The sequence below is a fragment of the Corallococcus exiguus genome (genome assembly GCF_009909105.1).
GTDB classification, from domain to species: domain Bacteria; phylum Myxococcota; class Myxococcia; order Myxococcales; family Myxococcaceae; genus Corallococcus; species Corallococcus exiguus.
In genome coordinates this window covers 483,882-498,412 of sequence record NZ_JAAAPK010000003.1, presented here as the reverse complement: position 1 = coordinate 498,412, position 14,531 = coordinate 483,882, and the positions used below count along the sequence as shown (strand labels likewise).

At 68.2% G+C, this 14,531-nt stretch carries 8 protein-coding genes; 5 read left to right on the top strand and 3 right to left on the bottom strand.

Annotation, left to right across the window (positions count from 1 at the left end):
• Positions 1–235 precede the first annotated feature (235 nt).
• Both GTZ93_RS13465 and GTZ93_RS13460 read left to right on the top strand, forming a co-directional pair.
• Positions 236–3,346, top strand: coding sequence for a hypothetical protein (locus GTZ93_RS13465; protein ID WP_139915881.1), 3,111 nt, complete (start codon positions 236–238; stop codon positions 3,344–3,346).
• Positions 3,347–3,482: 136 nt separating this feature from the next.
• Positions 3,483–4,712 (top strand): hypothetical protein, encoded by a 1,230-nt coding sequence (locus GTZ93_RS13460; protein WP_139915882.1) that lies wholly within the window; start codon positions 3,483–3,485, stop codon positions 4,710–4,712.
• 206 nt (positions 4,713–4,918) lie between these two features.
• Here GTZ93_RS13460 and GTZ93_RS13455 read toward each other — a convergent pair whose 3' ends face one another.
• Together GTZ93_RS13455 and GTZ93_RS13450 are read right to left on the bottom strand one after the other, a co-directional pair.
• Positions 4,919–5,845 (bottom strand): MBL fold metallo-hydrolase, encoded by a 927-nt coding sequence (locus GTZ93_RS13455; RefSeq protein WP_161662803.1) that lies wholly within the window; start codon positions 5,843–5,845, stop codon positions 4,919–4,921.
• A 69-nt stretch (positions 5,846–5,914) separates the two neighbouring features.
• A complete protein-coding gene (locus GTZ93_RS13450) occupies positions 5,915–6,331 on the bottom strand; it encodes a DUF4267 domain-containing protein (RefSeq protein WP_139915884.1) in 417 nt (138 codons plus the stop codon).
• Between the two features lie 147 nt (positions 6,332–6,478).
• Here GTZ93_RS13450 and GTZ93_RS13445 point away from each other — a divergent pair, with 147 nt between their 5' ends.
• From GTZ93_RS13445 to GTZ93_RS13430, 3 genes are all read left to right on the top strand, one after another.
• Positions 6,479–7,414: an AraC family transcriptional regulator gene (locus GTZ93_RS13445; protein WP_257979003.1), complete on the top strand. Its 936-nt coding sequence runs from the start codon at positions 6,479–6,481 to the stop codon at positions 7,412–7,414.
• 833 nt (positions 7,415–8,247) lie between these two features.
• Complete coding sequence (locus GTZ93_RS43245) at positions 8,248–9,069, top strand: CPBP family intramembrane glutamic endopeptidase (RefSeq protein ID WP_161662802.1); 822 nt, start codon at positions 8,248–8,250, stop codon at positions 9,067–9,069.
• Between the two features lie 177 nt (positions 9,070–9,246).
• On the top strand, positions 9,247–14,016 hold the full coding sequence (locus GTZ93_RS13430; RefSeq protein WP_139915887.1) for a hypothetical protein: 4,770 nt from the start codon (positions 9,247–9,249) through the stop codon (positions 14,014–14,016).
• Here the strand turns inward: GTZ93_RS13430 and GTZ93_RS13425 are convergent.
• On the bottom strand, positions 13,997–14,509 hold the full coding sequence (locus GTZ93_RS13425) for a hypothetical protein (protein WP_139915888.1): 513 nt from the start codon (positions 14,507–14,509) through the stop codon (positions 13,997–13,999). The two genes, GTZ93_RS13430 and GTZ93_RS13425, sit on opposite strands and share 20 nt — an antisense overlap.
• Between the last annotated feature and the right edge of the window lie 22 nt (positions 14,510–14,531).

Below are 14,531 nucleotides of genomic sequence, written 5' to 3'. Positions count from 1 at the left end.
AACGCGAAACATCCGCGAGGCTGGAAGCGTACTACGGGCCCGAGCGCGGCTCCCTGCATCCGGAGGAACGCATCCGCGTTCGCGCTGAACGCGGACGCCGTGGCCCTGCGCGAGAAATTCCGGGCGTTCCCTGGGATGGGGACCCGCATCCACGGCTGGCCCTCCGGTTGCTAACGGCAGCCCCGGAGCCCGCATCCCCCTATTCGCACTCCCCCAACGACAGGATGGAATCGCCGTGCCCAACTCTCCCCCGCCCTCGACGCCTCAGGTCCCGCTCATCCCTCCTACCACTGAGGTCATCAGCATCCCCGTCGCCGGGCCGCTCGACGTCGACGGCGACGACGGAGAGTTCCGCCTCATCCAGACCGGCTCCTCCCTGGCCCTGGTCGGAGTCGACGATGACGAGAAGCTCCAGGGCTACTTCAGCGCGTCGACCGTCGCCTACCTCAGCCGCCCCCAGGGGAATCCGAAACGACTGGATCCCTGGACCCACTTCACCATCGAGAAGGACTCCACGCAGTCCTCCCTAGCCTTCCTGACCCAGAAGCGCATTGGCGTGGTCGCGAACCGCGACCTCGTCTACATCTTCTGGATCGACACCACGAACAACCTCCTGTGCGCGACGCGGGTCTCCCCCGGCTCCACTCGCTCCACGACGGACTGGTGCCAGGTCTTGCTGCCCGCGACGACGGGAGGCAGCGCGACTCCCGTGAAGATCCTCGCCCACGGCGTGTCGACGTGCGCCGGCAAGGGCGCGACGGAAATCCTGCTCAACTACCTCGTCTGGGACTCCGCGCATAACCAGGTGCAGGTCTGGCACCTCGTCCTGGACACGGGTGATTACAATCCATTCACCAATCACTGGGTATCCAAGGTCCCGTCCTGGTACGTGACGGCCCCCGCCACCAGTCCCTCCCAGACGTCCTCGAACCTTTCGCATCTCGACGTCCGCACCATCCTCGTCACCCAGCCGGGAGCCGCCGCCACCGACGCTCCCGTCAACTGCGTCATCGCGGCGCTGTGGGATGAAACCCATACCAACACGACCACCTTCTCCTGGACGCTGGACGCCGCGTGCCACGCCAACGTCAGCGCTTCGCCGCCAGCGCCGATGCTCCTCAGTTGGCCCAACTCGATCAAGAGTCGCAAGGCCCTGGGGACGAGCCTGACCGTGGATCCCGCTGGACGACTGGTCGCCCTGTTCGCCGACGGCAACAAGAGCAACGCGATCTCCATCGCCGTGATTCAAGACATCCTGCCCCTGCGCCAGCTCAGTGCGTCGGTCGCCGCGCCTGTCTGGAAGGAGTACGGCAAGATCTTCACGAGCACGGAAGAGGACACGAAGGGTCCTCTCTCGATGTTCTTCTCGGTCGGCGCCATCCCCGAAGCGTCGAGCCAGGACGCAACCACCCTCCCCATCATTCTGGGGATGGTGTGGGTCCGCGAGGCTTCCTCCTCGATCGGTTCGCCCATCCAGATGTCCTCCCTGAAGTATGGCGACTTCAAGATGCAGACCGCCCTCCACCCGCCGAAGCAGGAGAACGCGGGCAAGCGTTTGCTCACGTCGGTTTGCGACCCGTTCCCCATGCCCATCCCGGCGCCGGAGGTCTGGAGGAATTCCAGCCCCGACGGCATGGCCGACTGGAACATGTTTGATTACGAGATGAACACGACCCAGGAAGACGTGGTCTTGAATGAGATCAACTTCTCCGCGACCCTGGGATTCCAGACCTCCTCGAAGGCGACCGCCTCCGTGGCCGCGTTCGATGGCCTCAAGGCGGGCGGGAGCTTCGGCCTTTCCGTGAAGGCCGGAGGCTCGGGGCACTTCGCCTGGCAGGACGGCAAGTTCACGGCCCAGAGCATCAAGGTGCAGACGAAGGCCTACCGGCATCCCTATTACCCGCTCAGCGACGCGTCTCCCTACCTGGTCCGGCCCTACAGTTGCTACTTCGGGCGGTCGCTGTTCTGGCTGCGTTCCCAGTACGGCACGGCGGCGAACCTGTCCTTCAACCAGAACGCCTCGTTCAGTCCGGCGCCGTTGATCGTGGCCCACTGGCCCGTGGTTTCGAAGGACGCGGATGAAACCGCGGCGGGTGACTTCTTCAGCTACGCGTGCACGCCCGGCGTGGTCGACTCCTACACCGAGGCGGCAATCAACGCCCGGATGTTCAGCCTGTATACCGAGTGCGTGAACAGGTTGGCGGCCGCCGGCAAGACACCGGCGGAGATCCAGCAGATCTTCACGGCTCCGGACGGAACCGACCTCAGCCAGTTCTACAAAGGCAACAACTACGTCGCGGCCGTCGTCGCGAAGTACGGCACGGAAACCAACATCAATGGCCAGAAGTACCTCAAGTTCGCCATGAGCGGCGGCTCGGTCTGCGACGGCGAGTACCGGGTGGCGAACAGCGAGACCTCGGGCTTCGGCGTCCACCTGGATGTCAACGCCTATGCCGGCTTCGTTCAGGAAGTGGAGGTCGGGGTCCCGGGCCTCTCTGCCTCTGGAGAGACGTACATCGGAGGGTCGTTTGACTTCTCCTTCTCGTTCAAGCGCGATTCGACGAGCACCACCTCGAGCGGCGTCGGCGTCTACACCTACCTGAATACGCTGGCGCCGACGCAATCCCTGTCGGCGCGGCTGTACATCCTCAAGGAGGCGTATCTGTGGGCGCTCGAGCTGAAGTACTTCCCGGCCATCGCGCGGGATTGGTACCTCCAGGCGCTGGCCACCGCGAAGCAGCAGGGGGAGTTCACCTCTCCGGCGGCGGAGCCGAACCTGGACATGCTGGCCGGCACCACGTCGGCGGACAACCTCCTGCTCTACGAGCAGTCGCTGCCCACGCGCTTCATGTTCGTGGTCACGGGCTGGGACCAGGGGCCGCAGCCCTACACGCCCATCAACGTGCCCAGGGACCTGCCCGGTGGCTACGACATCGCCACCTTCAACGTCGGCGTTCCGGATGGCGCCACCTTCAAGCTGCCGGGGCCCTGCGACGTGGCCTACGGGGCGAACGGCCACTTCCGCTTCATCCCGGGGGTGACGGGCAGCATCACCTTCAACGCGGCGACCTTCGGTGATCCGCAGTCCGGTGGAGCGAACCTGGGCTACTACCGGCAGGTCGGCTACCCCAACCGCTCGGCGTACAACGTCCAGCAGGACTTCACCCAGGTCTGCTCCGAGAACCAGACGTATGCCCTGGGAGATGAGCCGACGACGGTGGCGTTCGGAATCGACACGCTCTGGAACGTGGTCGGTGGGCTGACAGGGACCGTCAGCGCCTCGGATTCCACCTTCGGAGATCCGGCGCGAGGGAAGGGCAAGGAGCTGCGGATCCTGCCGAAGTAACGGACCATGGGCCCCCGGTGACGGCGTCGTCACCGGGCTGGCCGTTCCAAAGCCAGTGACAGCCGTCGCGGATCGCGTGTTTCATGGGTGTGTCCGCGTCTTGACGGAAAACGGGCGACTCAAGTCTATTCAGAGCATGGCGACTCTTCTCGACTTCAAGACGGTCTTGACCGAGCTTCGTACTGCCCGGAACGTTCTTCCCCAGGAGACAGCGAAGAACTTCCTGGGGTTTGGCGGAAGCAAGGTCTACAAGCGCGACGTCGCGAGGGCGCTGGGGCAGGACCTCATTGATATCTGTGCCGATTGTGTGAACGCGCTCGCGGATCGCTCGACGGCCCGGTTCAATTTCAATGACGAGGTCGCTGTCATTGATGCCCTGTTGAACATCCAGATGGTCACCAAGCCAAAGGCCCAGGTTCAACGCCTGCACGCGGCGGCGCTCGCGTTGAGGGGGCATTGCCAGACAACGGCGGCCATCAACAGGGTGGATGCGGTTTCCACCCGGGGCGACTGGAATGGCTTGAAGGCCATTGATGTTGTCATGGCCGAACTCAATGGAAATGCAGGGCGGCTGACCGCCAAGCAACTCGCGGGGCGCGCCCAGTTGATCATCAACAACGCCGGTGACCCCGCCAACATCGACGACGGTGATGGCTGGAATTCCAGCAGGCGGGCGGTCGTCGCGGAGCCGCTGGAGCGGGTCCCGGAGGAGAGCCGGGACCTCGTAGGGGCCGCGAAGGAGGCGTCGCTCGACGCTCGTCAGGTGGGCTCCCTGGCCATCTGCCATGCCACGGCGGCCGGGATGATCAACATCCTGGGCCGCAAGCACGCCACCTACAAGGCGGGAGGCAGGGGCCCCGTCCTTCGCGAACAAGCGCGGGCCCTCGCCGTGCAATTGTTGTCGGATCACAACAAGCTCTATCTCTTGCATTTCAGGTGCACCGCGCAGGCGGACGGGCACTCGTTCATGCTGTGCATGAACCATGATGGCACGGTGACGCTCTCTGAGTCCTGGGCCAACCCGGGGGGCAACGGCCTGTTCCTGGAGCTTCAGGCTGGCAAGGTGCTGAGGGGCAGGGCGGAGATTTCGAACGGCAACGCCATCGGCGCCGTCAACCGGATCTTCGACGAATCCCCCGCCGTCCGTACCCAGGGCTATACGAGGCTCTCACAAGCCTATGGTGACAGTGTGCGCTACGAACTGCGCGCCCACGACGAGCATGCGGAGGGGCATGACTGCGGTGACGACTGCCGGGCCAACGACGCTGACATCTCCATCGTGGTCCGGGCCCGGCAGCTCACCAGGCCGGCGACGGTGAGGAACCGGCTCACGGAGCTTCGAGGCGTCTACGACGCCATCCGCTAGCGTCCGCCCCAGTCCCCCGGAGAGGAGGAACCGGGTCACTGTCGGGCCGCCGCCCGCATCAGTCAGGGAGGTCTCCCGGTCAGGACGCGGTGCCTGCTCGGCCAGCAGCCGCTGGATCCGCTCCGCTTCGGCCAGGCAGTCCGCGGCGCTCATCATTCGTTGGCACTGTGGCATGGAGGCGTCAGCCATCAGCGCAAGCCAATGGATCAGAGCACTCCGTCCTGGATGAGCCCACGGCGCTGGTAGTCCTGCATCTGCGCGCCGTCGTGGGCCACCACCGGGTGCAGCTCGGGCGCGGTGCGCAGCAGGTCGTGCAGCCATCGCAGTTGGTGTGCCATCGCCTGTGCATCCTCGCCGCCCAGCCAGTTGGTGAGCCGCGGGTGCATCCTCGGGAGCCGGATGTTGTCCTGGTGCCAGGCCACGTCGCCGACGAGCAGGAACTCGCGCCCGTCGCCGAGCCGCACGTACACCAACTGGGTGCCGGGCGTGTGGCCCGGGGCCTTGATGAGGACCACGCCGGGGCGCAGCAGGTGCAGGCGCTCGTACTGGAGCGGAGTGAGCCTGGCGCGCAGCTCCGCGGTGAAGCCGGCTTCCTGCGCGAGCGGGCTGCGCAGTTGTTCGTCCGTGAGGTGAACCTTGCTCGCCACCTCGTCCAGGTATGCCGAGTGCGCGATGCCCGCGCAGTGGTCGAAGTGCTCGTGGGTGACGACCGTCGCGTCCGCGCGGCGCAGCGCCTCCTGGACCCGGGTATAGGCCGCGGCGTCGAACTCCGAGCCGGGGAACTGGGCCCGCTGTGTCTTCTCGTCGTTCACGACGTCCACCAGCACCGTGCGGCCGTCGGCATAGACGACCTGGTACGCGTAGAAGTCGAAGGTGGCCTCTCCGAAGCCGCTGCCGGCCACCACGAGCGCGTGCGGCACTCCGGAGGCCCGGCCCACGCGCTGGCTGCGCAATCCTGTGGGGAGCGGCGCACTGGTGGAGACGGCCAGGGCCCGGATGGCGCCCAGATCGGCGTCGAAGCGAGAGGTCTCCGGTACGTTCACGTCGCTCAGTCCCACGGCCGCGACGACGACCAACACCAGCAACAGGGCCGCGACAGCCAGGCCCACGCGACGCCACAGGGTCCGCTTCATGGCCGGCATCTTGCCGACTCCCGCCGCCACCCTGCGTGAAATTTCCGCGGTGTGCGCACCTGCGGTGAATCAAGCGGTGCCCTTCTGGGGGCGCAGCAGCGCGGCGGCCAGCACGACTCCGTAGATCGCCGCGCTTCCATGGACCGCGAGCGCGAAGGCGAGCGAGGCACCGCCATTCATCACGGTCAGCGCGTCCACGATGGGCATCACCATGCAGGCGAGCACGAAGACGCCTGCGGCCTGTCGCTGCCGGATGGCCACCAGCGCGAACATCGCCAGTGCCAGGCCGAGGTCCCTGCCCGCCTTGATGTACAGCCAGGGGATGACCTCGCTCCCGGAGTCGCGCAGACCGAAGCCCCTGGCCGCGCTGATCGGGTCCCGCGCGGCATTGAGGCTGAGGAACAGCATGAAGGCGCCCAGCAGCAAGGTGAACAAGGCCGTGGGAGACGTGAGCTTCCAGGGCAACTGTGAGGGATTCGGATTCATGAGGCCTCCAGCCGAAGAGCGGGTGTCGTTCATGACTGGGAATGTGACGGTCTGGCCTCGGAGTCGCCATTCGCGGACGACTCAACCTTTTGTCTGAAACGCTCAGGGCGTGAGCGTTGGGGGCAGCCCGCTGCTAGCCTTGAGGGCATGGACCTCTCGCATGCTTCCGATCTGCTGGGGCAGATTCTCGAGCGAACCCGGCTGCGAGGGCAGCTCTACTGCCGCACCGTGGCGCGGGCTCCCTGGGGACTGCGCTTTGCGCCCACGGCCTCGGCGGCCCTGCATCTGATCCTCGCGGGCTCCTGTCATCTCACGCAGGGGCGGGACACCGTCGCGCTGGGGCCAGGGGATGTCGTGCTGCTGCCGCGCGGCGACGGGCATGCCGTGGCGGACTCGCCCCGCAGCCCCAAGCTGAGGGTGGAGGAGTGGCTGGCGACACGTGGGGAAGGGGCTTCCTCGTATGTCCTGGGCGGGGCCGGCGTGGAGTCGCGGGTGCTCTGCGGCTTCTTCTCGTTTGACGAGCCGGGGGCGCATCCCGTGTTGCGGTTGCTTCCCGAGCGGGTCCACCTGCGGGGGGCTTCCGAGGACGCGCGTGCCCTGTTGCCCACGGTGTCGCTGCTCGAACGGGAGTACGAGCGGGGAGAGCGGGGCTCCTCGATCATCGTCTCCCGGTTGCTCGACATCCTGCTGGTGCAGGTGCTTCGTGCCTGGGCGGACGCGCAGCCGCCGGGCGGCGCGGGCTGGTTGGGGGCGCTCGGCGACCGGACGCTCGCCAGCGCCCTGGGCTGGATGCACGCGGAGCCAGGGCGGAGTTGGACCGTGAGCGAGCTGGCGCGGCGCTCGGGGACATCGAGGGCGACGCTCGCGCGGCGCTTCTCGAGCGAGGTGGGCGTGGCGCCTCATGAGTACCTCACGCGGCTTCGGATGCAGGAGGCAGCGCACGCGCTGCGTGACGGACAGGACGGGCTCGCGGCCATCGCGGGCCGCGTGGGCTACGAGTCCGAGTTCGCCTTCAACCGGGCTTTCAGGCGGGAGATGGGAGTGCCTCCCGGCGAGTACCGGCGCAAGGCTCGTGAGGGCTGAACCGGAGTTCGTGCGGGGCTTCGGCGCTGCTTCACAGGACTTCGGCGTTTACGGGCTGAACATGCCGGTGAGCACGCTGACGCGGCCATGAGGCAGCGAGTGCTTGAACCGGCTCGTCGCGAGGTCCGAGCCGGGCGGGCACACGTTCTGGGGGGGCCGTGTGCAGCACCGCCACGCGCGTCGCGGTGGTGGAATCGTTGCTCGTGCTGAGGCGGTAGATCGTCACTTCGACGTATAGGCGGACGTGTGCAAAAACATTGGACTTCGCTCTGACCTAGAGGTTCCAACGGGCTCGCCTCGGACTGCTTGCCCACTGGCGGGCGTGCAGTGCGAACCATGCGGCAGCAGCTGCTGCTAGTTCCGCAGGAGCCCCCTGTTCAATCTCGATTCCATCAGGTGGTCCAACGTCAACGCCTGCTTCTTGCGCCGGGACCCCATCGTCCCCATTTAGAAAACTTCGACTCCAGCCACCACGAATCGCTCGGCCGTCGAAGTCGAGTCGCAGTGTGTCGCGAACTGCTCCGTCCTCGACGAAGTCCATGGACACGATAAGCCACGGATGTCCCTCCGCGCTCTCGTGCTGCCACACATCAAGATCCGGTTGAAGATGGAGCAGCGCCTCCAGAAACCTGGCCTCGGCATCAGTCCTCGCGACGTCTTGGAGATCAGGGATTGGCATTTCCTCATGATGAGGTCGTTCTCCTCTCGCTCAAAGTGGGGAGGTAGCATCGGCCGCCATGGATTCACCTTCCGACCCGTCCTCCACCGCCCATTCGCCGGTCCCCACATCGCCGCCACGCTTGTGGACGGTCCTGGTTGCGTTCGCGCTCCTGGTGACCGCAATCGTCGTCGGGGGCGTCATTTCCGCCAGCATCGCGATGGCGATGGAGATGCTCCGCGCAGGAGTGAAACCCCAGGACACGGTAGCCATCCAGGCCCTGACTGAGCAGCTCAAGTCGATGCCCTGGCTGATGGTCGCGGCCGTGATGACGTCCAGTTGCTTTGGGCTGGTCGCTGCGCTCCTGGGCGGGTTCTTGTCCCCCACGCCGTTGAGGCAGCGGCTGCGCCTGGACGCGGGAGCGCCGATACCTCCTTGGGCCTGGGTGGCCGCGCTGGTGGGTTGCTTCACGATGGGACAGGCGATGGAGAGCCTGTCGGTGCTCACGGGCGTATGGAATTACGCGGCGTCGCTGAAGGGGCTGCAGGCCGCGAGCCAGGGCTCGTTCGTCACCTTCGCGGCGTTGCTGTTCTTCGGGGCGCTGGTCGCGGGCACGGCGGAGGAACTCTTCTTCCGAGGCTATGTGCAGACGCGGCTCGTGGAGCGCTGGGGGCGCACGGCTGGCATCGCGGGAGCCGCCACGCTCTTTGGCATCCTGCACTTCGATCCCATCCACAGTCCCATGGCCCTGATGATGGGCCTGTTCCTGGGCTGGCTCGCGGAGCGCACGGGAAGCCTGCGGCTGCCCATCTTCGTCCACGTCTTCAACAACCTGACCTCGTTCCTGCTGTCTCGCTATGCGCCGTCCACCACGGAGCTACCTGCCTCCGTCCACGTGACGTTGCTGGCGGTGTGCTCGCTGGCGTTCGTGGGAACGGTGACAGCACTGCGGCGGATGGATGCCCGGCCGCCAGAGCCTGTGCTCGCCGGGCCCTGAAAGCATCTCAAGGACCCACGGCACCGCGAGCCTCACCGGCCACGTCGCGCAGTTCCGCCGGATCCGCCACCGTATCGAAGAGCTGCACGAGCCGTCCCTCCGTGGGTGTCAGGGCAGGGCACGGCCGGCGTCCCCTGGGGCGTGCCGGGCTTTCCCCGGTCCGCCTATAAGGGTTCCATGCCTCAGCCCCAACCGGTCGAGCTCACCCCGCGTCGTCGCCGTGCGCTCCTCACGCAGCGGCTCCTCACCGAGCGGCTGGCCCCCGAGGCGCTTCGCGGCCTGCTCGCCGCGTCCGATCCGGAAGAGGTCCACGCGGCGCTGCTGCACCTGAAGCGCCGCCTGGAGCGGCTGGAGGGCGGTGACACGCCAGTGTCCCTGATGGAGGCGCTTCCGGCGGCTATGGGCGCGTGCGCTCCCGAGTCGCAGGTGCTCCTCGCCAAGCTGGCCCGGCTGCTACCGCCGGAGATTCCCCTGGCGAGACTGAAGTCGCTGGCGAAGGGAACGGAGCCGCTCCCCGTTGACGCGGAGGCGGAGTGGCTCGTCACGGAGATGCTTCGTGAACCCGCGAAGCTGGCCGTCCTGCCGGGTGGCGCACTGCTGTTGCATGCCGTGCAGCGACTCTCCCCAGCCGATGGGGTTGACGCGGAGGCGCTGGTCGACGCGCTGTGCGGCCACCTGGACCCGGAGGTCCAGCTCGAGGGTCTTCGCCACCTGGGCGGGGCGCTCGGTCTGGGACTCGTCACGGTGAAGCATGCGCTGGCGGTCGCGGTCCGCGCGCTCGAAGCCCCGGACGCGCGGGTGGCGCTCCAGGCCGCGGAGCTGCTCGCTGAACCCTGGGCGGCGAGGCCCGACCTGGCGCCTCCCCTCGGTTCGCTCCAGGGCCTGCTGGAGCGCTCGGAGCGACTGGCCCTCGCTTCGCTGCGCATCCTCGCCCGTCGAGGAGACGCCGCCGCGCTGCGGCTCGTGCTGGAGGACGGCCGGCGATCGCTCCGGGTGCGACGCGAGGCCATGGCCCTGCTGGCACCCTTCGCGAGCCATGCGGAGTTGCGGCTGTCGCTCCACCTCTCACTTGAGGATCCGCTCCTCTTCGGCCCCATGTGCGCGGGGTTTCTCCAGACGCTCTACCGGCGGGGCGTGCGGTGCGAGCCGGACGATGTCCCCCGGGTGCGCGAGCTGTTCCTCGCCAACCCGGCCATCACGCCCGAGGTCATCGCGGAGGTGTTGAGTCTCCGGCAGCGTGAGTACGTCGAACCGCTGTGGCGGTTGTCCGCCACGGACGCGGACTTCACCCGGCACCTCGCGCTCCTGCGCGAACTGGACGGTCCGGAGGCGTTCGACCTGCTCCGCGCCCTGCTCGTCCGGCCCGAAGCGCGCACGCTCCGGCCGGAGGTCATCGAGGCACTTGGACACCAGGGACACGCCGCCGCCGAGGAGGACCTCCTCGCCTGCTTCGATGCCGAACCCTGGGCCTGCCTCGATGCGCTCCACCACCTGGGCGGCGCGCGCACCGTGGCGTTCCTTCGTGCCCACCCGGGCCTGACGGATTCCGCCTGGCGCGCCGAAGCGCACGCCCTGCTGGCGGCGCTTGAAGACACCTCCGCGTCCATGCCCTCGCCAGTGGAGGTCGAGCCGAGCCGTGAGGTGCTCGCGAGCCTTCAGCCCGGCTACGACGACGCGTCCTTCTCCGAGGTCTCCCGCATCGCGCTCCAGACGCAGCATCCGCTGCGACTCCAGGCCATAGGCCAGCTCGGCCATGAAGCCCGGCGGCGCGCACTCGTGCCGCTGGGGGAGCTGTTGCTCGATGCGGACGAGCATGTCCGGTCCGCGGCGCAGCAGGCCGTCGCACAGGTGGGGCGTGGGCTCCATGCCCGGGGTGGTGTGCGCCCGGACCGGCGCTCCGCCCCCGTATCGGAAGACGAAGCCGGCGCGCGGGTCCTCACGGAGTGTCTGCTCGACCTGCTCCAGCGGCGGGACCTGAGCGACGCGCAGCTCGAACGGGTGCTGGGGCAACTCGTCGGCCGGAGGCATCCCGCGCTCGCGCGGCGGCTGCGGCGCTTGCTCCGCCATGAGGGCGTGCAGGTGCCGAAGCTCGTGCTGGAGTGCCTCGCGCACTCCGGAGATTCGCGGGCCGTGGCCTGGCTGGTGCCCTTCGCGCGGTCGGAGGACATCTATCGCCTGCGACAGGCGCTCAGTGGCCTCGGGGTGTTCAAGGTGGAGTGGGCGGTGCCGCTCCTCGCGGCGGGGCTCGCGCACCCCAACATGAACATCAAGAAGACCGCCGCCGAGGCGCTCGTCAACGCGGGCCCCGGTTGGCCGCCGCCCATCGGGCTGATGCTGGGCTGGCTCCGGCGCCACGACAACCCGGGCCTGCGCGAGTCCCTCATCCGCGCGCTGCGTGCGGCCTGCGGACGGGGCCATGTGGCGACCGTGCTCGATGCACTCGAGGACGCGGACACGCCTCGTGAGCAGGAGTTGCTGTGCGAGCTGCTCTCCGGCGAGCTGTCGCCCCATGCGCTCGTGTCACTCCTGCGGCGTGGGACACGCTCCGCGAAGGTGCTGAACGATGCGGTCCATGGCGGAGTCCTCCTGCTTTCGTCGCAGGCGCGCGAGACGCTGGAGGTGCTGCTGCGGCGCCATGGCCTGTCGCAGTGGATTCCCGCCACGTCCGACGACCCCGTGCAGGCGAGGCTGCTCCGGGAGCGGCGGCTGGATGCGGACCTCGCGTGGATGGATGACGCGCTGTCGTCCGGGGACGCGGCCCTGCTCGAAACCGCGGAAGAGGAGTTCACGAAGCGGCTCGCGGCGGTGGCCAGCGCGGCCCTCACGGACACGCGAGCGGCCGTCCTCAAGCGGCACCTCGATGGGATTCGCGGCCTGCTGGACAGCCCCAGGCCTTCCTTGCGGCGACTGGCCATGGGCCTGCTGACGGCGCTCGCCGGACGGCTGTCCGAGCCCGAGCAGGTGGGGGTGCTCGCGGAGGTCCGACGCGCATGGACGGGGAAGCTCATCGAACCTCACGAGGCCCTTGGCGTCCTGTTCCGGTTGGGGGCCGTCCCTTCTCTGGAGGAGGCTCGGATGGCTTCCTCGCTCCCGGACGAGCGCGTGGCGCTCTGGGGGACGGAGCGACGCATCCTCGCGGGGGACCTGTCCGGCCCTGGGCTGATGGAGGCGCTGACCCAGGCCCGCGGGCCTTCGGTGCGGCGGTTCCTTGTGCCGTACGCGCTGCGAGAAGTGCCGCCGCTCCAGGTGCTGGCCGCGGCGGCGCGAGGGCCGCACGGGGACCTGTTGGAGCTCGTCCGCGATGAGTGGGGCGCACGCGTGCCGGAGGATGCGCTGCTCGCGGAGCTTGCCCTCGCCGCCGGATCCGGGACGTCTCCGCGAGCGGGAGTGCTCGTGCGGTGGCTGGCGGAGGTCGGAACGGAGGCGGCTCGCGCGGCCCTGCGGCGACTCGCGCGCAACCATGAACGGGGGATGGCCCTCGCAGCGCTCGCGGCGCTGGGGACACCCACTTCGGCGGAGGATGAGGCGCTGCTCGTCGATCTGCTGTCCCATGCCCACGTCGAGGTCCGCCGACAGGCCGCGCGACAGCTCTGGCGGGTGCGGGGACTGCCTCGCCTCGAATCCCTGCTCGACATCCTCGGCGAGGCGCGACCGCTCCGGTGGATCCCTCCGTGGGCCGTGGACCGACAGGATCTGGAAGCACTGCGCGCGACGCTCGGCTCCCTCGGAGCCCCGGGCTCCGATGCGGAGAAGTTGGAAGGAGAAGTCTGGTTGGAGTCGCTGCTGGAGTTGCTCGGCGGGCTCGGGTCGAAGCGGAGTCTGCTGCCCTCCCTGGTGCTGCTCCTGCTGGACGTGTGGCGGATGGGCCGGGGTCGGTCGGGGACGATGGCGGCGGACATGCTGCGCTCGCTCCCGGCGGCCCGGGTGCTGCCCTTCGTCCTTCCGATGCTTCGAGAAGGCCACTCCGCGGCGCTCGAAATCCTCCCGGGCAACACGGTGTGGGGACCCGAGTTGATGGCGATGTTCCTCCAGGCGCGAGGCCTGGCGCGAACGCACTTCCTGGAGTGGCTCCAGCGAGCGGACCCCGCGCAGGGCCGCGACGGTCGGATGCTGGAGGACGCGCTCTTGCGCATCGTCCACGAGGACGACGGTCATCGCGAGGCGGCGTTGCAGGTCCTCGCGGGACGCGCCTCCTGGGGGAGCCGTGAAGACGCCTTCCGCCTGGCGGACGGGCTCATCGAAATCGTGAACCAGAAGGACGACGCCCAGGCCCTGGCGGCGGTGTCGCGAGGGCTCGAACGGCAGGGCCCGGAGGTGCGGAGCGCGCTGCTCGCGCGGGTCACCACGCCCGCGCTGCGGACGGAGGTCGTCACGGCGCTCGCGCTCCTCGTCGTGGATGATCCGTCGCTCGAAAAGAAGCTCCCTGCGGGGCTGATGCGCGACGTGGAGCGGAGGCTGGAGGCGCTGGCCTGGGAGGTCCCCGAGCCGGAAGTGAAGGCGATGAAGTGGATGGTGCTCAGGCGTGCGCCTCACGTCGTCGAACGACTGACGGGGCTGCTCACCCACCGGAAGCCCTCGGTGCGCCTGCATGCGCACCGGCTGCTGAAGGTCCAGGTGCCACGGGAGCCGTACCTGGAGCTGACCCGCGAGCTGCTCAAGGATGCGGAGGCCGGGCACGTCGTCCGGGCCGTCCGGACGCTCACGTTCGGAGGGCACCTGCCAGCGGTGGCGGAGGTGGCGGCGCTGCTGCCTGACCGCCGCAATGCGGTGGCGCGCGCGGCCTGGGATGGATTGCTCGTCATGGGAGGGGCCGCGCTGCCCATCCTCCGAGGCGAGCTGGCCCATGCCCGCCCGGACCGGCGCGCGCTGCTCGCGCGGGTCATCTCCAGCCTGGAGGAGGTGCCGGGGAGGGCCGCTGACGGGGCCTTCAGGGCGAGGCTGGCTTGAACAGCATCCGCTGCCTCAACGCCCGCAGGGACTCCAGGTCGGGAGCAATCTTGCGAACCTCCGACATGACTTCGTCCGCCGCCTCCAACGCCTCTCCAATCAGCCCCTGGCGATACTGTTGCGCGGAGTAGTCCGGCCACTGCGCCCAGCGCGAGTAGAGCCTCATGGGCCAGTCGGCGATTCGGACCTCCACATAGTAGGGCTCGGCTTCTGGTTTCGCGGGACCGCAGCGCAGGAGCCATCTGGGCGCCTCCGCCAGCAGGACGCCGTGGCCGCGAATGGATTCATCTCTCCAGAGATCAAAGTAGCCGCGGGAGAACCGCTCACGGTGCGGCCAGTGAGCCAGGCATTCGAGATGCAGCGGAGCGTCGCAGTAACGCCAGAGTTCATCCCGTTCAGGGAAGGCCCCGCCGGATGTCGCGGTATACGGCTTCGATAAGTCGGTGCTGCCGCAGATGGGACAGCTTGTCAGTCCCTCCATGATGATGGCCATGGCACGGCACCCTAGCAGCGGT